General features: G+C 42.2%; 2 protein-coding genes. One reads left to right on the top strand and one right to left on the bottom strand.

Going from position 1 to position 721, the window contains the following annotated elements; all coding sequences use genetic code 11:
- Positions 1-298, bottom strand: a 298-nt coding sequence (locus KIV40_RS26375; protein WP_285352138.1) for a flagellar basal body-associated FliL family protein, incomplete at its 3' end; no start/stop codon positions are given.
- A 161-nt stretch (positions 299-459) separates the two neighbouring features.
- On the opposite strand from KIV40_RS26375, the gene KIV40_RS26370 reads away from it, so the two are divergent.
- The coding region (locus KIV40_RS26370; protein ID WP_285352136.1) for a chorismate lyase at positions 460-721 on the top strand (262 nt) is incomplete at its 3' end.

Here is a 721-nt window from a genome sequence, read left to right as displayed (position 1 = left end):
GTCCAGAGAGCGATTTAATCGTCTCTTCATTCTGTTTACCCAGCAGTTCAATCACCGCATCGCGAATCAGGGGTTGGTGCAGTTCAATCGCAGGAAGATCGGTTGAATTGGCCACCATGATGTCGATGGGCACTTGAATGTATCCCAGCTTATTCCCTTTGGTATAAAAGTTGGTGGTTAGATCTGGCTCCAGCGTGAAGTAGGCCAGCTTGGGTGCCGACTCCTTTTCAGCCAATGATGGCAAAGAAAAAAGTAGGCTGATGGCTAGAAATATTTGGGCTACATAACGTTTGTGCATATTTGTGACTTTTCTTTAGTTTAATCGCGATATTCGAAACGCGTTTGTCTTGTTACAATGAACGGTCTAAATCTAAATACGTTTATAACACAACTTACGGTTAAGATTGCTCGAAAGTTGATGCTTTATTGTACGTGTAAAGTCACCTATTGAATACCAGTATGAATCAGTCAATACCGTTGTATCTTAATTCGTTAATGAATGTAGATTGGCAAAATACAGAAAAATTTGATTTTCCGAATCAAACCATCAAAGGGTGGTTAATGGAGCAAGGCTCTTTATCTCGTCGCTTGGGGGAGTGCTGTGAGCACCTTTCAGTCGAGTTATTGCATAACCAAGTCGTGGAACGCTCAACACTACAACACGACGAAGAAACCTTACTCTCATCATCAGATTGCTTGCTGCGCAAGGTGATCCTCAAAG

It is taken from the genome of Vibrio sp. D173a (assembly GCF_030248475.1).
Note: the sequence above shows the minus strand (reverse complement) of the source record. Positions and strands in the feature narration are given on the sequence as shown.